Raw genomic sequence first — 19,034 nt, 5'->3', positions numbered from 1 at the left:
CTGTTACACGAAAAAAGAAACATGAAAAAGGAGAAAATACCATGAAAAAGCTGATCTCTCGCCGCAACTTCCTCAAGGTCTGCGCTCTGGCTGGCTCTGCCGCTGCTCTGTCTGCCTGTGGCGGCGGCAAATCCACTGGCAGCAGCAATTCTGCTGCCGCAGCTGTGGACGTAACCGGTGCCGTTGAATTTCCGCTGTCCGAAAAGGTCACCTTTACCGGTATGACCAGCTTCCCTGTGGGCAGCGAATCCGAGCCGAACAACCGCACCATCTTCAAGCGTCTGGAAGAGCAGACCAATGTGCACATCGACTGGACCGCCATCCAGTCCGACCAGTGGAGCGATAAGATCACCCTGAATATGTCCAACCCCAACACCCTGACGGATTTCGTTTTTACTGCTGATTTTACCGACAGCAATCTGCTGCGCTACGCAGATCAGGGCGTCATCCTCAATCTGGAAGACTACATTGACAACAATATGCCGAATCTCCAGAAGGTCTTTGAGCAGTACCCGGAGTACCGCACCATGTGCACCGACAGCGAGGGCCACATCTGGGCACTGCCCTGGATCGAGCAGCTCGGCTCCGAAAAGACCGCCATCCAGACCATTGGCAACATGAGCTTCATCAATACCAAGTGGCTGAACTTCCTCGGTCTGTCGATGCCCACCACAGTGGACGAGTTTGAGCAGGTGCTGATGGCATTCCGTGATAACGCCGCTTCTATCAAGGCAGAGTATGGCATTGACGGCGACATCATCCCCATGTCCTGCATCGTCAACAACGGCGATCAGGACCCCAGCATCCTCATCAATGGCTTTGGCGAAGGCTACGGCGATGCTGACAAGGACCGCCATATTGCCGTTACCAACGACCGGAAAGTCATCTGTGCCGCCACCCAGCAGGGCTACCGCGATGGTCTGGACTGGCTGCACAAGCTGTATGCCGAGAAGCTCATCGACCCGGAGTGCTTCACGCAGGAGTGGTCCACCTATGTTTCCAAGGGCAAGGCTGGCCGCTATGGTGTTTGCTTCAGCTGGGATATTGCCAACATTGACAACCTGACCGACTGGGAGCCGCTGCCTGCTCTGACCGCCGATACCCGCAATATCACCCCGCAGAACGGTTCTTTCACCAGCGGCTTTGGCCGCGGCAAGTGCGTTGTCACCGCAAAGGCGGCGAATCCTGCACTGGTTTGTGCATGGCTGGATCAGATGTACGCGCCCCTCCAGTCTCCGCAGAACAACTGGGGTACTTACGGCGACGAGGAAGGCTTTAACATTTTTGAACTGTCCACCAACGATAAGGGTGAGCCCATGCTGAAGCACGCTCCTCTGGGCGATGCTTCTCCCGTGGAAGTCCGTGAGGCGCAGTGTGTCGGCGGGCCTCTGGCGGTTCTGGATGATTACTATGGTGTATACGTTACCTGCCCGGACGATGCACAGTATCGTCTGGACTGGATCAAGGATATCTACACCCCGGATATGAACAACGATTATGTCTATCCCAATGTCTTTATGAGCAATGAGGACACCGAGCAGGTCTCGAACCTGCAGGCAGATCTGCAGACTTACATGAATACGCAGAAGGCTGACTGGATCATGAACGGCACTACGGATGCAGAGTGGAACGAATATCTGAGCAAGCTGGAAGACTACGGCCTGTCCGACTATCTGGGCATTATGCAGAAATATCTGGATGCTTACTACGCATAAGAATTCTTTCCTTTGGAGGATTCCATGAACGATTTAACTTTACAAAAAGCCCGTGCCTACGAGGCCGAGCACGGCGCTGCCATTTCCCCGGCGGAACGCCCTGCTTACCACATGACTCCCTATGTGGGCTGGCTGAACGATCCCAACGGTTTCTCTTATTATAAAGGGAAGTATCACCAGTTCTATCAGTATAATCCCTACGATGTGCGGTGGGCGCCCATGCACTGGGGGCACGCGGTCAGCACCGACCTGCTGCACTGGGAGTATCTGCCCTGTGCACTTGCCCCGGATTCCCCCGCAGACAACGGCCCCGGCTGCTTCTCCGGTTCTGCCACCGAGATGGATGACGGCAAGCAGCTGCTGATGTACACCAGCGTGATCGCAGAGAAGCAGCCCAATGGGGAGATGCGGGACATCCAGACCCAGAGCATTGCCATCGGTGACGGTCTCGACTACGAAAAGCCCGCCTGCAACCCGGTGCTGACCCAGAAAGACCTGCCGGAAGGCTTCAGTAAGTTCGACTTCCGGGACCCCAAGATCTGGCGCGAGGCCGACGGCACCTACTCCGCCGTCACCGTCTGCCTTGCCGAGGATGGCAGCGGCGCAGCGGCACTGTTCCAGAGCAAGGACGGCTTCGACTGGCACTTTGTCACGGTGCTGGAACGCTGCAACAATCAGTACGGCAAAATGTGGGAGTGCCCGGACTTCTTCCCACTGGACGGCAAACAGGTCCTGATGCTGGGGCCCATGGAGATGCTGCCCAAGGGCGAGTTCCACAACGGTCACAACGTGATTGCCTTCATCGGCAGCTACGACGAAGTCACCCACACTTTCACCAAGGAAAATGTGCAGCTGATGGACGGCGGCATCGACTTCTACGCCACCCAGACCACCCTTGCCCCGGATGGCCGCCGGATCATGACCGCATGGCTGCAGACCTGGTCGGACACCGAGGATAAGCCCAAGGGCTGCAAGTGGTTCGGGCAGACCATCTGCCCGCGCGAACTGCACATCAAGGATGGGCGCATTCTTCAGACCCCAGTGCGTGAACTGGATGCCGTCCACGGCAAGCGCACCTTCCACGAAAATGTGACGGTGCAAGGCGAAACTTCTCTGGAAGGCATCCAGGGTCGTGTGGCGGATCTGACCGTCACGGTGCAGCCCGGCGAATACCGTTCCTTCACCCTGAAGCTGGCCGCCGATGCAGACCATCACACCAGCCTGACCTACGACCCCTACACCTCCGAGCTGACGCTGGACCGCAGCCATGCCGGTTCCCGTGCCGACATCGTACACCGCCGCAGCTGCAAGGTCCGCAGCCAGAACGGTGCGCTCAAACTCCGCATCCTGCTGGATAAAAACAGCATCGAAGTTTTCGCCAACGATGGCGAGCAGACCATGACCGCATGGATCTATACCCCCCAGTCTGCCGACGGCATCACCTTTGCTGCCGATGGCAAAGCAACTGTTACGGTGGAACAGTTTGAGCTGAATCTGTAACCTGATATTCCCTTCATTTCTCCTTCATCAATACAGCCCCGCTTTGGTTTCTTCTTCACCAAAGCGGGGCTGTTGTTGCTTCTATGTAAGGTTAGTCCTCTAATCTGCCGTGTTCGCAGCCAAGGGAGAGGTAGCGTTCCATCTCGCCACTCAGCACCATCTGTGCATACTCCAAGGGCTTGTTGTAGAGCAGCCAGTCCAGTTCTGCCCGCTGTGCCGTGGTGTTGCCGTACTCGTCCTCAATGGCGGTGCAGTCGATGGCAACGGCAGAGCCGTCCGTAAACCGGGCTTCCACCCGGTTGGTATCCATGTTATAGTGGCAGGAAAGCAATTTGTTCATAGGAAACCTCTTTCTATATTAAGGTGATGTCTGTTCGATTGTCCAAATCCCTGCCATGAATCGTAGTTGTGGATGTACATTTGATGCTCGGTCTGAACAGGCTAGATTGCAGCTGCCATTTTGGGCTCGAACCCGACCGATTTCCCGGCTTTGCATAAAAATCCGATACCTGTTTTAAGGGGTTGATTTTGGCTCTGCACATTTTTGCACACTTTTTGCACACCGGAACGGCTGGATAACGGATGCAAGAGGGAACAACAGGTGCAAAGAATGCAGCAGATGCAAAACGCAAATTTACGGTGAAACGATAAAAATAACGAATTTGCGTAATTCTGAAAATTGACGATTGTTGCACGTTGGTTTCTCTTAATCAGTGGACCCAGGGTTCGAGTCCCTGGAGGTGCACCAAACCATGAAAATCCGAATCTTTTCTCGATAGGAGAAGGGTTCGGATTTTTTGTTTTCTTCGGAAAGCAGAATGAAGGCTCCTTCCCGACGGCTGTGTGTCCAAAACCTTATCAAAAAAGACGTATCACAAAAGTCACAACTGTAAAGGTGCCGTAAGGCAGAAAGGACACGAACATGAAGTACGATGCAAGAGCGTGCCATTTCAACATGGACACCGGCTGCGTGGAGCTGCTGTTCCGGGATGGGAGAAAGATTTCCATCAATTGCACCGGGGTCGAGGATGCACTGGATGTGACCATGGCGCAGCAGACGGAGCTGGATTACCTTATTTACAATGACCCACTGGGCTATGCAGATTTGATTCTGAACGGTGATCCAGAGGAATACTTGAAAAACGCATCCGGGAGCCACGGGCTGGAAATCTAACAAACGCCGGACATCACCATTTTTGAACTGGTGTTGTCCAGCATTTTTTGGAGCCATCCCAATAGTTGCATAAACCTCCGGAGAGGTGTAAATTTGAACCGACCCATAAAAGTAGAAAATAGACAAAAAGCCTCCCCGTGTAGGATAATAGAACTACACGAGGAGGTTTTGCTATGTCCGGAAAATACGTAAATCGCTATGCCTCGCACGCCTCCCGGAGAGCAGGCAGCAGCTCATCCAGCCGCCCGTCCAGTCCGAAGGACTGCTCTTTGATATTGTCCGCAATGTAGATCTCCCCCAGATTGATGGTCACATAAGTGGCATTTTGCTCGCCGGCCACCAGGCGCATCTTCCATGAATTTTATATATCTTCAAAAGATTTTGAGCAATAGTAGAATCTTTTGAAGAATACTAGTCTCATCTCATCCTTACTGCTTCAAATAGGCCAGCAGGGCTTCCGCCGATGCCTTGGCCCCGCCCAAGCTCCGCATATCCTCGCTGAAGGCGTAGGCCGTCTCCTTATAAGAAGGTTCGGTCAGCAACTTGACGATAGCTGCTTTCAGTCCCTCGCTGGTGATGGCATTTTTATCCAGAAAGGCGCAGCCAAGGCCCAGCTTTTTGATTTGGCGGGCGGTGATGGCCTGCTCCTCCATCTGGGGGATGGCAATCATGGGCACGCCATAGTAAATGGCCTCGCCGGTGCCGCCCATGCCGGCGTGGGTGATGAACACCGACGCCTGGGACAGGATATCCAGCTGGGGCACCATCTGACCGACTTCCACGTTGGCGGGGATGTCCTTCAGGCTGGCGGGGTCGATGGAGCCGAGCGCAGCAAAGACGTTGATGTCCAGGTCCCGCACTGCGTCAAACAGGATGGGGTAATACTCGGGCCAGTTGTTGAAGGCAGTGCCAAGGGAGGAATACAGCAGCGGCTTGCCGTTGTCGGGGGCTTTCCAGCTGCCGAAGGCGGTCCGCTTGCCGATCTGTACCCCGGTGAACACGAAACTGTCATCGAAAGTCTCGTAATTGGGAACCAACTTTTTCTGCATCATGACCAGGTTGAAGTCCCCGTGGCCGTCGAAGATCTCCTTGACGGTCAGCAGGCGGCAGCCATATTTTTCGGCATAGGTCTGGGCCAACTGCGCCGCGGCCTTGCGCAGAGGGTGGTCCGGCGGGCAGTTCTCGAACCCGGCGGCTACCGAGTAGCTGTCGTTGGAGGGGTAGCTGGTGTAGAGCATGACGTTGGCAACCTTGAGGTTGTCCGCCGCGATTGTGCCGGCAATGCCCGCAAAGTCGTGGACGACAGCGTCGGGTTTGTCGTTTTTCAGGGTGTCCAGCACAGTGTCGATGTAGGCTCCTGCCTCGTTTAAGAACAGGAAGGGCACCGCGGCGGCCACTCCGCCGTCATCCTCTTTCTTTTCGCCGTCCTCATTATGCTTGTCGTTTTCCGCCATCCAGGAGGGTACGGCGACGAACTTTGCCCCGGTGGGCTCAATGATAGTGCGGAAGGCTTCAGTGGTGAAATAAGTCACTCGAACGCCTTTCTTCACCAGTTCGGTGACGAGGGCCAGGGTAGGATTGATGTGCCCGAAGGCGCCCAGCGATACGAATGCGATATGCATACAAAAACTCCTTTCAAACAACAAAACAGCCATGCAGGCAGCGCAGGACGTTGCCCGCACGGCTGCGGGGAAAATAGGTGATGGCTTATTCTGTCAGGCCGTTGTTGGTGATCACTTTTTGATACCAGTAGAAACTGTCCTTTTTCACCCGGGCGCACTGCTTGGGATCGGTCTCGGTGCGGTCCACGTAGACTAAGCCGTATCGTTTGGCAAAGCCCTGGTGGCTGGACACCACGTCTACAAAGCTCCAAGGGCAATAGCCGAACACCGGCAGTCCTTCGTCAATCATGATGGCCAGCTGTTCGATGTGCTCTTTGAGGTACTCGATGCGGTAGGGATCATGGATCTGGCCGTCCGGGCCTAGTGTTTCGCTATAGGCCATGCCGTTTTCGGTGACGATCATGGGCAGACGGTAGCGATTATAGACCTTGCGCATCCCAATATGCAGGCCCATCGGGTCGATGCCCTTGTCCATCCACTCGGTTTTGCGCAGGTGGGGATTATCACAGATGTCGAAGGCGTCCGACACCCAGAAGGGCGGCTGGTCGTAGTTGACGGGACCCTCCTTGGCTTTGGCGCAAATGCTGAAATAATAGTTGATGCCGATGAAGTCGGGGGTCGAGGCTTTCAGCACGGCTGCATCTTCGGGCAGCGTCTGGGGGTAAAGTCCATGACTCTTTAAGTAGCTGGCCACATAGGGCGGATATTCGCCCCGGACACTCAGGTCGAGCAGGTAGAACTCCATCAGTTCTTCGGCGTTCTCGGCAGCCAGAACATCCTCGCTGCGACTGGACTGGGGATAGACCACCTGGATAGCACACACCGGGCCGATTTGGGCTTCCGGGTCGATCTGCCGCAGCAGCGAAATAGCCCGGTGCTCGGCAAGCGAGACATGATAGCTCATCTGGTAGATGTTCTGCAGGTTCTTCTGCTTGTCCTGCTCAAAGTTGCCGTTCATGATGCCGGCGGCGGTGGCGATGAGCTGTTCGTTCACTGTGACCCACCGCTTGACGCGGCCCTTGAAGTGGGTAAAGCAGACCTCGGCATATTTCAGATAGGCGTCGATCATCTTGCGGTCGAGCCAGCCGCCGAAGGCGTCCACCAGTGCCTGCGGACACTCGAAGTGATAGAGAGTAACGAGCGGTTCAATCCCTTTTTCCAACAGATAGTCGATGAGCCTGTCGTAAAAGGCCAGCCCCTCGGGGTTGGGGGTGCAGGTGGCATCCGGCATGATGCGGCTCCAGGCAAAGCCCATCCGGTAGACCTTCAGGCCCAGCTCGGCCATCAGATCCACGTCCTCTTTCCAGTGGTGGTAATGGTCTGCGGCCACTTTGTTGTCGGCGATGCCGGGGCGGCGTGCCCCCAGATCGGTGGTGGCAACGCCTTTGCCGCCTTCGTTGTAACCGCCCTCTACCTGAAAGGCGCTGGTAGACGCGCCCCAGAGGAAATTGGTGGGGAAAATCATTTGTTTCGTCAAGTCGATAACACCAGCCTTTTTGATTTTATGGTATCACGCAGTCAAACGCTCTCCAAATCTTTTTGGGAAAAGCCAAACAGATAAGTCAGAACAGCTGCCACGATCAGAGAAGCAAAGGAGGCTACCACGCCAACCACAATGTTGGCATTGGTACCACCCACATAGCCCAGCAGAGACAGGAAGTTGGGGGAGGTCATTGCATATCCCTTGAGGTCGAATATGCCGGCGATGGCGCCGCCCACAAAGCCGCCAACGGCCATCGTTACAAAGCAACGAGTAAAGCGGAAGCAGATGCCATACAGAGTGGGTTCGGTGACGCCGCCCAGAATGCCAGAAGCGAAGGCTGCAAAGGAGGTGCTGCGGTCATCCTTGTTTTTCAGGCGGAGCGCTGCGCCCAGAGCCACACCGAAGCATGCCCAAGTCGCAAAGTTGCCCGCATTCATGGGGCCGCTGATGATGCCGGTCTCGAAGAAATCGGCCATCATGGGCATCATCAGAGCCAGGTGCATACCGCTCATAACCAGGAACTCCCACAGAGCGGCGATGACAGCCACGCCGAACCAGCCGGTGGTCATGCCAAACCAGGCAAGACCGCCGCTGATGGCATTACCCACAATGGTACCCAGAGGTGCCAGCAGGCAGAGGATAAAGGGCATGGAAATAATCAGGCTGAAGAACGGGGTAAAAACGCTCGTCAGCAGGTCGGGCATGAACTTTTTGACAAGTTTATAAATCAGGCAGAACAGGGGCACCGACAGCATAACAGGCAGAACAGTCTGGGCGTAATTGGTCACGGTAGCAGGGATGCCAAAGACCGTGAACGTTTGACCGTTGGTGGCAAAAGCCGCGAAATCGGGCACCATTAGAACACTGCCGATGAAAGAACCCAGCATACCGTTGACACCCAGCTGTTTGGCGGCATTGTAACCCACCAGAATAGGCATAAAGTAAAACGCCGCATCGTACAAGAAATCAAACAGGATATATAAGTTGCTCTCCAGGGTGTACAGTCCCAACAAGTCGGGGCCAAAGATAGAGTTGACAGCACGGAACAAGCCTCCGGCCAGCAGCACCGGGATCATGGGGGTCATACAGCCTGCCAGATAGCCCATGATATTCTTACCCACCTGCTTGGGGGTCAGCTTCCGTTTGGTGATGGCGGCATCCTGGACGGCAGCAGCATCATCCTTGACGGCGGCGCTGGCGCTGATGCCTGCCAGCTTGCACAGTTCCTCATACACTTTCGGAACATTGGTGCCGATCACGATCTGGTACTGCTGGCCGCCGCGCACAACACCCAGCACACCGGAAATCTTTTTCACCTCATCGTCTTTGGGGAGGCTGTCGTCTTTCAGATACAGGCGCAGGCGTGTCATGCAATGGGTGGCATCCTTGAGATTGGCCGCTCCACCTACCGCCGCCAGAACCTGCTCGGCGATCTTTTTATTGTCTGTCATACTGATTCCTCCTATTTTAAGTCAAATCATCGTAAGTGACGAGCTGAACATCCTGCTCCGCCAGCCAGGCGCGTACCTCGGGCCGGCAGAGCATAGAAGTTTCTCGTAAACGGGTGGTCGTCATGCTGGAATGGTCCAGCAGATAGGCATCGATATAACCCGGATGGAAGACCATCAAGTCACACCCGCCCTCGTGAGCATTTGCCACCGCATCCTGTACGCCCGTAAAGGGGTCGGTCTCGTATGCCTTAAAATCTCTAGGCATATAGGCGTACACTTTGGTGTGGCGGAAGGTTACTGCCTCGCCGGGACGGCCCATCGCAAAGTAGGGCAGGCCGTGCCGCTGGGCAACGATTTCCAATCCCTGAAAGAAATTGGCGCTGGCCACTGCGTGTCCCTCAAAATAGCTCGGTTCGCGGCCGGTCAAGGCTTTGAACTGGCGATACTGGGCTTCAATCTCCTCGATCGCCTCGTCCAGCACCACAAAGTCACGGCCTTCTTTGGCGGCCTCTCGGTAGGCGCGGCTGGGTTTGAACTCTCCTTCCGGCGTACAGAGACTGGGGATGCGAGCGGGGTCAGTCAATGGCCGGCCCACACAAATGTTGGTGTGCTGCCCTAGACAAAGGGGGCGGCCATACAGCAGCCCCAGTCCGTGGACAGCTGCGGGCATATTTGTCATCACCCCCACTGAACGCACCAGTCCGGCTGCTACCGCCGCCGCAATGCCGCAGTTGATGCCTTCAGAGTAGCCAAGGTCATCAGCACGGATGAGTAATCGTTTCATGGTTTTGTCCTCTACAAAGAAAAAGTTACAGTTTTTGCTTTTGGTTCTTGCTTCATTTGTTTCAATACCAAGGTTTTCACGACTGGCCAGTCCGATTTCCTCTTTGCACTAAAATTATAACATGATTGGAACTCGATTTGGTTGCAAATACAAGTGCGCCATTTCAGATTGGTAGCGCATGTTTCAATTTCTGAAAAGCGAAAAACTTTTTTATCGTTTTTTGTGCGCTTTGACAAAATAAAAAGGCCGCAGGGCAGTTAACCCTCGCGGCCTTGCTGTATTTTTTGCTATGCTTTACTGGAACGCTTTATCGTATGCCTGCATATAGCCCATGACGATCAGGTCGTTGGCCATGAGGGCTGCATATTTGCCCACGTCGTTGCGGTTGGTGGTGCCGCATTGCAGGATGAAATCGGCGGTGTTCAAATAGGGGCTGGCAAGGTTCTGGGTGATGACCAGAACCTTGCAGCCGCTGGAAATGATTGCGTTACAGATGTCCGGGTAACGAGTCGGGTAGCTGCCGCCCACGCTGCAAATGATGGCAAAGTCGTTTTCGGTCAGGCTGCGGGCGCACTCCAGCTGAGCGGCATAATCCATGAACAGCTCGACATAGCGGCCCATAATCATCATTTTACTTTGGAAGTAGTGGCCGATGTCCCACAAAAAGTGGTGGGAGAAATAGGCCGCCTTGCCGCAGCCGTGCAACACCCGCACAATGTCGGGGATGACTTCGGCGTTTTCAGGCGTGATGGTAGCATAGATGTTGCTGATCAGCGTGTCGCGATAGGAACCGATGGCCATTTCCTGATTGTTGTGCAGCATGGTGTAGAACTGTCGGGAATAGTCGGTCCGCATGGTGAAGTCCTGTTCCAGCCAGGCCTGGAACGCTTTGAAACTGTCCATCCCCAGAAAGCGGCAAAACCGTGAGATGGACGCCTTGGAGGTATAGCACAGGTTCGCGATCTGGCCGAGAGTCATCCCTTTGAGCTGGGGGTAATGCTTGAGCAGAGTCACTGCGATATCATAGTTTGCGTCCCGTTCGGGTGTGGTGCTCACAAAACTGAGCAGCCTGTCTGCCAGAGAACCCATCATTCTTGCTTCGCTCATCGCTGCTGCCTCCCCTCGCTTTCTCAAAGTGTTTTTATTGTATCATATTTGACAGCGAAATGTCAAAGAAGCGTATTGTTTTGAAAGAAAGTCATACCAAAAATAACGGCGGGCAGCCGAACATCTGCCTTTGGTGTACAAGAACAGGTAGTGTTCAAAAAGAACACCACCAGACGGCACTCAAAAGCCTTGCAATAGGACACAAAATATGGTATACATTATACGAAATGTAATGCAGTTACATCCATCCCCATACAGAGCGAAGGGAGGCCCTCATATGACCGCTGTAATCTACGCCCGCTATTCCAGCGACAATCAGCGCGAAGAATCCGTCGAAGGCCAGATCCGGGAATGCACGGCGTATGCCGAAAAGAATGGCATTATGCAGATTTGATTCTAAACGGCGAGCCGGAAGAATATTTGAAAAATACGGCTGGGAGCCGTGGGTTAGAAGATTAAGGACAAAATAAAAAACAGGGTGCGCCCTGCGGACGCACCCTGCCAAAAGCCACAGACAACAGCGATATGTACAACAGGGCGCTCCCCGTCGGAACGCTCTGTTTTTCTTTGCTGGCTTTATCGGGGTAAGGGGAAGTGTTTGTGGACTTTTTCTTTTTGTTCAAACGCACACTTCTTTGACGATCCGTAGACAGCTTAATGTGATTGTACCTGATACATCATTCCTTTACGAATCTCGTAAGTTTTATCTGCTACGGCATCATAGTAGGCATTGTGACTGATAACGAGAATTAACTTTTTTTCCCGGAGCTTTAACAAGTGATTGATCAGGCTATGTTCAGTTTTTTCGTCAAGGTTGCTTCCGGGTTCATCCAGCAAGATGCAAGAAGAGTTACCCAAAAGAGTACGTGCCAGATAAATCTTTTGCTTTTCGCCCAGAGAAAGATTCTCAGGCTTGATAGTCACCTGCTTGTCAGCGGGAGGCAGCTGAAGAACAGTTTCAAGTTCTTGATACTGTGTATTGGAAATCTTTCGTCCACAAACAATGTTTTCTCGGACTGTACCTGGAAAAATGAAGTTAGGATAGAAAAGATAACTTAGTTTTGATTTGTCGCAGTTAAATCTTCCGTTTTCGTTGAAACGGAGATGCTTTGCGTCCGGGGCAAACACACCAGAGATTATATTGAACAGAGATGACTTGCCGCAGCCATTCTCTCCATGGATCAGCACCAGACCTTTCCCATGGACAGTAAAGTCGTTCACATGGAAAAGCGCCTCACTCTCCGATCGCATCAGGTCGATATTATGAGCCTCGATTTTTGGAGGGGCTACAGTTTCTGTATTCTTTTGCTGATCTGGCATGGCAAGAAAGTCTGCCACACGATCGAAGGATGGCTTCTGGCTGATAATCTGGGCATGAAGTTGAGAAATTTCTGACAGAGGATTGAACAGGTAGGCAATAATCTGAATAGAGAATAACAGCTGACCGATGGTCATGTTTTGCAACACCACTTGGTTTCCACCAATGATTAAAATAAGCAGAGGTGCCAATGTGGTGACAAAAAGAGGGAATTCTTGCACGATCAGCAGAAGAAAGTGTTGACGATTGCGAGCATCAAGATATGACTTCAGAGCCTCATGATAGCGGTTCTGCATATAATTTTCGACCTTGTTTAGAGTAATGCTGACCTTGCCGTTGAGAATTACATCAAATTCCTGAAACCATAAATCTCCAGCTTCCCTCTCCTTGGCTACGAGTCTTTCCAGTTTGCTTTTGTTAAGAAAACTGGGAACCATATAGAGCGGAATCAAAATGATCGCCGTCAGTACAACAGATGGGCTGGCATAGAAAAGCAGAAGTCCAATGATGATGATTACTTTCACTAAATTTGCAGGTACTGTGACCAAATAACTACTTACAGTATATATCGCACTGACATCGTTCGCCATATTTTGAATACGGGCTTTGTTCTGGCTCTCATAGGCAGGGATACTGCTACTCAAAATCTTTTGCGCCAGATGTTGGCGGTAATTACCCGCCATGCGATCTGCATTCATCTGAGAATTATAGTTGACGAAATAAAACTGGTAAGAATGAATCAAAAAAACACAAACAATGATTCCCAAAATCCACGAGGTTGGCATATGAGTGCCTGAGGTGATCCAGACATCTGTAAGATACAGAGTCAGGCCAGCAGGCAACAAGGCAAGCAAAAAGCCCACCAAGTCAAAAATGATCCGCATAACCAGCTGAGACCAAGTAATGTAGATCCCACGTTTTTCAAGATATTGTTTCATTTGAAGTCTCCTCTCCCTGACTTTGTAGGTTAAGCCGTGAGTTTTGCGGTGTCTACATCTTATCACAGTAAAAACCGGCTGACCATATCGTCTGGTGTAATAAATAATTTTATAAGACGACAAGTCAACGAGAGAAGTGCTTGTGTGATGGCATAAGGCGTACTATAATAATGATAATATTGATTGTTTGAGGTACGGAAGAATGCAGAACTATAGGCTTGGTGATTATATCCGCCAGCGACGGCAGGAGTTGAATTTGACGCAGGAGCAAGTCTGTGCAGGCATTTGCGAGCCTGTTACTCTCTCCAGATTTGAAAATGGAAGGCAGACCCCCAGTCGTACAAGGATCAATGCTATTCTACAACGCCTTGGCTTGCCAGATGATCGGTATTATGCACTTGTAACACCAGAGGAGCTGGAAATAGAGGCATTGGAAAAGGAAATCGTGGCATGCAATGCGCTGAAACACGTTAATGAAGGCTTTGATAAAATCAGTCAGCTTGAAAAAATTGTAAAGCCAGATGATCAAATTACACAGCAATTTATTCTCCGATCAAAGGTTCTTCTTGGTGGGCTGGATAAAAGGTATTCAAGTGACGAGCGAATCCAAATGCTTATGCAAGCTATTCAAATGACGATACCAAATTTTCGACTGAGTAAAATTGAAGACTATCTTTACACGTTGGACGAAATGAAGCTAGTCAATCAAATTGGAAATGCTTATTCTTTGGCGGGTGATAATGAAAAAGCAGCCGATATTTTTTATCGGTTGCTTCAGTATATGAGACGCCATCTCCAAGAAATGGTCACATCAAACAGGATGCTTCCTTTGGTTCTCTACAATTTTGCCAGATCTCTGGACTTGTTGGAAAGATATGAAGAAAGCGCAAGAGTTGCAAGAAATGGAAAAGAAGCTTGCATTAAATATGGACATTATCAAGTACTTCACTCTTGCCTGGAAATCGAAGCTGAGTGTGATTTCTTCCATGGCAAAAAAGAAGAGAGTGCAGAGCGATATCGTGAGGCCTTTTACATTTGCAAAGTTATGGGATACGAGGATGACTTGCAGATTATTCGTAATGAGGCCCAAAAATATCTGGACATTATTTTCTAAATGTTAAGTAATATCGTCCTGTGGTGTAGCGGCATCTGCTGGTGTAGTGGGGTCACCGTTTGCTCCGAACGAAGTCCCTGCCCCTGTTTGTGCAGCGGCGTTGGCTGGAAAGCCAGTATCACGTTCGGACGGCTCATGCGGTTGTCAAGGTGCAGCTTTCCAGAAAAGAAAAATACCGCCCACGCAGTACAGGCGAAAGATTTTGTCGGGGTGAAACAGCGGCAAAATGAATCGGGTGTGTTGCGGGGCGGTTGATCTTTCAGGGATAATCCACGGTGAGGCAGCGTTCAAAATGAACACGACCACATCTTGTGGATGGTTTCAAACCAATCCACAAAATCAGTGAGATTTGTGACAGAGAATATCATGTTTCGCAAGGTGCGTTAAGATGATTTTGAAAAATTTATGACGGTAAAGCATAAGAAGTCTTACTATTTTGCTCAAATTGAAGTCTACTTGATTTTTTTATTGAAGAAATGTCCGTTTTATGCTGCTGCATCTGTAACAGCCTGACGATAAGCATTTGCAGCGTTGTTATTTTATTCAACTGGCTGGGGGATGGTCCTCTGCACCGGGCGAAGTATTCCTCAGTACGGTTTCCACCGCGCACAGAGCAATCTTGGCAAGATTCAGCGTGGTATGGGGATTTATGGCGGTATACCTCCGTCTATTTTTCTGTGGATAGAATACCACATAAACAAAAAGAGAACGGACGGTCGTTTCTGTTTACGAATTGAGCGCCTGCCACAGCTCATCTGAGAAATCGAACACCGCCACGCTGTACCCGGCAAAGCGGCTTTGAACATCCACAGTCTGACTTCCGTCGGCGGCAGTATTGTAGCTGCCCAGTTCCAGCGCGGAAAGGGCGGGCAGATCGCTCCACGGCATGAGCTTTGTCTGCCAGTCGGCGCCCAGCTTTTCGCTCAGCGCCCCATAAGCCTGCTCAAAGCCCTCTGGGTCTTCGAGGATCCAGATTTTGCTCTCGCCGTTGGCAAGGTCGGTGTTCATCTGGGTGGCACCGGCCATTTGCCCGTTCATGTCGGTCAGGGCGGCATCGGCGCTCCATGTGTAGTTATTCACCTGCACGATGACCGCCCCGTCACCGTTGGCGTCCTCCGCATAGTCTGCCAGCGCAGTCTGTAGGCGTTGCACGGCCTCGTCCGGCAGAGATTCTGCCGTGACCACGGCCACGGTGTAATCGGGGTCTACGGTGGTCAGCAGACCGTGGGCCACATACGCCACGCCCACAATGACCATCGCCGCCACTGCCACGATGCCCCAATTATAATACCACCAGTTGGCGCGGGAGCGCTTTTTCTGCTCCTGCGCGGTCAGGGGCTTTTCCGGCGCTGCCGGGCGCGGGATGGTGCGCACTTGCACGCCGTACTCCTGCCGCAAAACGGGGAACAGGGTCTGCATGGCGGCGAGCCCCGGCAGCCAGAAACCGAACAGTACCGCCCAGAACACGCTGACCGGGAACAGCAAGATCATGCCGCCGATGCCCGCCAGCATGATAACGCCTGCCAATACGCAGCGGCCCGGCACGGTGAGCAGCAGCCTGCCCGCCCGGCGCAGCAGGCTGTCCGGGGTGCGGGGCTGCAGCGGCAGTACGGCGGCGCACAGAGTGCCGAAAACCGCCAGCACCAGAAAGTCCAGTGCCAGAAATACCAGCACCGCAAGGCCGGGGTAGTAGCCCTGCCGGGCGGCGGCATCAAACACAAAGGCCGATATAAAGCACAGCAGCCCCAGTGCCAGCGTGCCCACAGCGCCAAAGCCGCAGGCGGCTTTCCAATGGGCGGCAAGGGTCTGCTTTGCCCGGGGCAGCCACTGGGAGGGGTCATTCTGCAGGCTGCGCAGGGCGCAGTCGGCAAGCAACACCATGGCAGGGCCGACCAGCAGACCGGTCACCGCGCTGCACACCACCGTAAGCGGCAGGGAGAACAGGGTGACCCCCAGCGAGACGCCCAGCGCAGCGGGCAGGCAGAGGATACAGACCATCAGGTTCGTGCCCAGCAGCTGGCCGAGGTCGCGGCCGACCATCTGGCAAAAGCGTGCAAAGCCTTTTTTCTCCGGCTCGTTCGGATTTATGCCGTGACCGTCCCGCCCATAAAGGGCATTGTAGATGCTCATATCACTTTACCTCGGTGCCAAAGGCTTCGATCTGGGTCAAGGCAGGGAAGGGCGAAGTTCCCTCGGCCTGAATCAGATCCTTCAGCACAAGGCTGCGCACCCGCTTGGGCTCGAAGGCCACGCTCTGGGGCTTGGCGCTTTTCACCAGCGGGATGTCCAACCTGCTGCCGTCGGAAAACGCCACCGTGGCCTTGACCCAGTAATTGTCGTGAGGAAAATCTGCCCGCTCGGTGATGCGCAGCTCATCCAGCAGTACCTCGCGGCCAAAATCCAAGGTCAGAGCGGCGTTCGGGTCGCGGTTGATGCCCCAGCTCTGGTAGGGGTACTCGCCGTGGGCACTGTTCTCAAAAATGCCGTCGATGGCGTTGCGGGCGGCAAACACCGCCTCGCCGCGCGTTTCCACGTTGGCGCTGGCGTGGGGATAAAAACCGGTGTCGCCGTGTTCATCGTAGCAGTTAAAGGCCAAGTTTCGCCGGGCGGCGATCTCCTCCGGCAGCGCAAGGCGCGCCCGGATGACGTGACGGCTGCCCACAAAGCTCTTGGGGGAGTAGGTGATGGCCTGCTCCCCGAAGGGAATGTGGAAATTGATCTCCCGCTTGACCACATACACAAGGGCTTCGGGCATGGTGTCCTCGAACTGGATAACGCAGTACTGGCCGGGATGGTCGATCTCCAGCGCCACCCGGTCGCCGGGCTTATAGCAGTTGGTGTAAACAAGGGATACGGCGGTGTCGGCGTCACAGGTCATCAGGGTGTGACCCGCTTCGTCCAGAATTTTCAGCTTGATGGTTTCCATAGCGGTTCTCCTTAATATAGCGTAAGGCTCAGCATTTTTTGGAAATGCAGGGTGATCTTATAAATCGTTTCCGGCCATGCAGTGCGCAGGCGCGGGTCGGTGATGGGCACCGGCGTAACAGCAGCCGTTGCGGCATCCGGGTCAAAGCGGATGCCGCCCAGCGTGCCTACCGCAAAGCCGTCCGCTGTGGGCACGGGTTTCTGCTCGGTGAGCAGGGTCAGCTCCACGATGCCGGGATAGTCCGTTTCGTCCCGCAGGGCGATGCCCTGATCGCCGACCGATACACAGCGGCGGTAGGTGGTAAGCCCCGGAATGGGAGGGTACGCGCCCGCCAGTTCGCCGGTGATGCTGTTTTTATCGGTGCACACCTCCCTGGCAGCGTATTCCGCGCCGGGAAGCTGCTGCACGCCGTCAAAGGTGGGCAGATTGTGCCATGCGCTCTGCATGGTCCAGATCTCGTACCGCTGAGGGCTGAAGGTCTTTTGGGTGTAGCTCTCCACCCCGATATCGATGAGGAACGGCCTGCCGTCCTTGTACACGGTGATGCTGCCGGTATCGTTGTGGTTGTGGCTGTCGCCGTTGGAGCCGAACTTTGCCCCCAGCATCCAGCTGCCCTGCCGCGCGGCATAGACGCCCACGCTGGGGTACCACACTGTTAAATGGTGCCGGGGCGTTGCGGAGTACGCCATCATTTCTTCTTCTGCAAAGGCGGTGGTTAGCCGGTACCACAGGTTGATGTGGGTGCTGCCGTCCGGGTTCTGCAAATGGTCGGGGTCGGCATCGGCGCGGAAGTCTGCCGCCGCAAGGGCTTGCAAAGCATCGCTGCCCACAGCCTGTCCAAAGCGGTATTCTCGTGCACCGCACCGCCCGGCAAGGGGGCTGCAATCGCCAAAGTTCAGGTAATAAGGCCCTTCTACATGGACGTTGCAGATGTACTCCGCAATATTTTTGATCTTTGCTTCGCTGAATAGCGGGCGGAAGGCCTCCGGCGCGATGGCAGATAAGATCTCCAGACACCCCCACAGGGTCAGCCCGGCGTGGCGGTAATACTGGGCTCCTTCGTTGCAGCAGCCGTCCGTGCCATAGTCCTTCAAAAAGCAATCCAGACTGTATGCAGCCTGTTTGACAGCGGCTTTCCGCTCGGACTGTGTGGTGGGCAGCAGAAAGACCGTGAGCAGAACATTCTGGGTGCACCAGCTCGTCCAGTTGCACATAGGCTCCGCGCCGTTGCCCATCCACCAGAAGTGGCTTGTAAAATAGGGCGTCAGGATGCGGGTGTTCAGCTCCCGCTCCATCCGCACCGTGATGCCCGGCGCGGCGGTGTCCAGCTCGTCCGGCAGTAAGTACCGGGTCAGCGCCAGCAGGGCCCCGGTCTCGGCAGCAAAAAGGTCCACGATGGGGCGGGTAGTGTCCGGCAGGGGCAGCTGCGGCGTGTCCCGGATGTAGCTGTTGTGGGCGGGCAGCTGCCATGCGCTTTCCTCGCAGAGTGCCCATACGGTATCTGCAATGGCACCCAGAAAACGCCCGGTGTGCTCCACGCATTCGGCGCACACCAGTGCACACAGCCGTGCCCGGCGGGAGAAATAGGCATCTTCCCACGCTGTGCGTCGGCCGATGTGGGAAAAGTCCAGCCAGAGCGAGAGCGGCAGCGGCGCAATGGCCGCAGCCAGCGCAGCTTCGCCTGCCTTCAAAAAGCGGTCTTTGACCCGCTGGGGTAGGGCATTCCATACCGTGCGCTCTCTGGCAGGCGGAAAGGGATGAGAGTCGGGCAGACTGTCCGGAAGAAAAGAAAGTTGTTCAGATATCATAATGCCTCCTGATGATTTACTGCAAGGCCCTGCCGCTCATCGTTTGGCGAGCCCAACTCAGTTAGATGATTTCTGCCCGACCTGCCAAGGGCTC

Annotated in this window: 15 protein-coding genes and 1 pseudogene; 5 read left to right on the top strand and 11 right to left on the bottom strand. The window is 53.9% G+C overall.

All coding sequences use genetic code 11. The features are described from left to right. Nucleotides 1-41 precede the first annotated feature (41 nt). Nucleotides 42-1,715 carry an extracellular solute-binding protein gene (locus I5P96_RS11790; RefSeq protein WP_223382270.1) on the top strand — a complete coding sequence of 558 codons (1,674 nt, stop codon included), beginning with the start codon at nt 42-44 and terminating at the stop codon, nt 1,713-1,715. 24 nt (nt 1,716-1,739) lie between these two features. Continuing rightward, nucleotides 1,740-3,215, top strand: a complete 1,476-nt coding sequence (locus I5P96_RS11785) for a glycoside hydrolase family 32 protein (RefSeq protein ID WP_223382269.1) — start codon at nt 1,740-1,742, stop codon at nt 3,213-3,215. Nucleotides 3,216-3,306: 91 nt separating this feature from the next. Here the strand turns inward: I5P96_RS11785 and I5P96_RS11780 are convergent, their stop codons facing one another. Then, on the bottom strand, nt 3,307-3,555 hold the full coding sequence (locus I5P96_RS11780; protein ID WP_223382267.1) for a DUF6061 family protein: 249 nt from the start codon (nt 3,553-3,555) through the stop codon (nt 3,307-3,309). A 582-nt stretch (nt 3,556-4,137) separates the two neighbouring features. Here I5P96_RS11780 and I5P96_RS11775 point away from each other — a divergent pair. Beyond that, a complete protein-coding gene (locus tag I5P96_RS11775; RefSeq protein ID WP_223382265.1) occupies nt 4,138-4,389 on the top strand; it encodes a DUF6061 family protein in 252 nt (83 codons plus the stop codon). A 196-nt stretch (nt 4,390-4,585) separates the two neighbouring features. Here I5P96_RS11775 and I5P96_RS11770 read toward each other — a convergent pair whose 3' ends face one another. From I5P96_RS11770 to I5P96_RS11745, 6 genes are all read right to left on the bottom strand, one after another. Beyond that, entirely contained in the window at nt 4,586-4,729 is a 144-nt protein-coding gene (locus I5P96_RS11770; protein ID WP_223382263.1) for a hypothetical protein, read from the bottom strand. An 88-nt stretch (nt 4,730-4,817) separates the two neighbouring features. Beyond that, the gene (locus I5P96_RS11765; RefSeq protein WP_223382262.1) at nt 4,818-6,011 is read right to left on the bottom strand and encodes a macrolide family glycosyltransferase; all 1,194 of its coding nucleotides are present in this window, start codon (nt 6,009-6,011) and stop codon (nt 4,818-4,820) included. An 85-nt stretch (nt 6,012-6,096) separates the two neighbouring features. Beyond that, nucleotides 6,097-7,476 carry a glycoside hydrolase family 1 protein gene (locus I5P96_RS11760; protein ID WP_055186749.1) on the bottom strand — a complete coding sequence of 460 codons (1,380 nt, stop codon included), beginning with the start codon at nt 7,474-7,476 and terminating at the stop codon, nt 6,097-6,099. 53 nt (nt 7,477-7,529) lie between these two features. Continuing rightward, nucleotides 7,530-8,945, bottom strand: coding sequence for a PTS transporter subunit EIIC (locus I5P96_RS11755; protein WP_118553856.1), 1,416 nt, complete (start codon nt 8,943-8,945; stop codon nt 7,530-7,532). 16 nt (nt 8,946-8,961) lie between these two features. Beyond that, a complete protein-coding gene (locus I5P96_RS11750; protein ID WP_223382261.1) occupies nt 8,962-9,729 on the bottom strand; it encodes a ChbG/HpnK family deacetylase in 768 nt (255 codons plus the stop codon). 294 nt (nt 9,730-10,023) lie between these two features. Continuing rightward, on the bottom strand, nt 10,024-10,836 hold the full coding sequence (locus I5P96_RS11745) for a MurR/RpiR family transcriptional regulator (RefSeq protein WP_118553854.1): 813 nt from the start codon (nt 10,834-10,836) through the stop codon (nt 10,024-10,026). Between the two features lie 277 nt (nt 10,837-11,113). Between I5P96_RS11745 and I5P96_RS14310 the strand changes: the two are divergent. Beyond that, nucleotides 11,114-11,218: pseudogene (locus I5P96_RS14310) on the top strand (recombinase family protein); the annotation flags it as partial. A 272-nt stretch (nt 11,219-11,490) separates the two neighbouring features. Here I5P96_RS14310 and I5P96_RS11735 read toward each other — a convergent pair. Continuing rightward, a complete protein-coding gene (locus I5P96_RS11735; protein ID WP_223382259.1) occupies nt 11,491-13,092 on the bottom strand; it encodes an ATP-binding cassette domain-containing protein in 1,602 nt (533 codons plus the stop codon). 202 nt (nt 13,093-13,294) lie between these two features. Here I5P96_RS11735 and I5P96_RS11730 point away from each other — a divergent pair, with 202 nt between their 5' ends. Then, nucleotides 13,295-14,206: a helix-turn-helix domain-containing protein gene (locus I5P96_RS11730; protein WP_223382258.1), complete on the top strand. Its 912-nt coding sequence runs from the start codon at nt 13,295-13,297 to the stop codon at nt 14,204-14,206. A 726-nt stretch (nt 14,207-14,932) separates the two neighbouring features. On the opposite strand, the gene I5P96_RS11725 is transcribed toward I5P96_RS11730, so the two are convergent. From I5P96_RS11725 to I5P96_RS11715, 3 genes are read right to left on the bottom strand one after another with little or no spacing between them, the layout of a single operon-like run. Then, nucleotides 14,933-16,336 (bottom strand): hypothetical protein, encoded by a 1,404-nt coding sequence (locus I5P96_RS11725; protein WP_223382257.1) that lies wholly within the window; start codon nt 16,334-16,336, stop codon nt 14,933-14,935. Nucleotide 16,337: 1 nt separating this feature from the next. Continuing rightward, a complete protein-coding gene (locus I5P96_RS11720) occupies nt 16,338-17,132 on the bottom strand; it encodes a carbohydrate-binding protein (RefSeq protein ID WP_223382256.1) in 795 nt (264 codons plus the stop codon). Nucleotides 17,133-17,143: 11 nt separating this feature from the next. After that, nucleotides 17,144-18,940: a heparinase II/III family protein gene (locus tag I5P96_RS11715; RefSeq protein ID WP_223382254.1), complete on the bottom strand. Its 1,797-nt coding sequence runs from the start codon at nt 18,938-18,940 to the stop codon at nt 17,144-17,146. Nucleotides 18,941-19,034: the final 94 nt, after the last annotated feature.

It is taken from the genome of Faecalibacterium prausnitzii, assembly GCF_019967995.1.
GTDB lineage: Bacteria > Bacillota > Clostridia > Oscillospirales > Ruminococcaceae > Faecalibacterium > Faecalibacterium prausnitzii_E.
The sequence above is the reverse complement of the archived record's forward strand: the minus strand, read 5'-3'. Positions and strand labels throughout refer to the sequence as shown.